Origin of the sequence: Cytobacillus oceanisediminis 2691, from assembly GCF_007678455.1 — a bacterium.
Taxonomy (GTDB): Bacteria; Bacillota; Bacilli; order Bacillales; family Cytobacillaceae; genus Mesobacillus; species Mesobacillus oceanisediminis_A.
The window spans coordinates 1-235 of sequence record NZ_VEEP01000410.1 but is presented as its reverse complement, the minus strand read 5'-3'; the positions used below and the strand labels follow the sequence as shown (position 1 = coordinate 235).

Annotated in this window: 1 pseudogene; it reads right to left on the bottom strand. The window is 51.5% G+C overall.

The annotated features are described in order from the left end of the window. Positions 1–184: pseudogene (locus FS736_RS23995) on the bottom strand (hypothetical protein); the annotation flags it as partial. Between the last annotated feature and the right edge of the window lie 51 nt (positions 185–235).

The window sequence follows — 235 nt, the reverse complement described above, 5'->3', positions numbered from 1 at the left end:
TCTCCAAACCATCATCCCCTCTACCCTCTTCTCTATTCCCCTTATCATCCCTCTCATTCGCAACATCCATTCCGACCTCCCCAAACACCTCTTTAAATTTCCTATCAACCCACCATTCAACGCACTCTCTCATATCCCACCCAATCCCCCCAACCATCCCCCCCCCTTTTTCTTCCTCTCCCACCCACCCCCCCGCTTTTCATACCAGCCCACTATACCTCCCAAATGACCACAA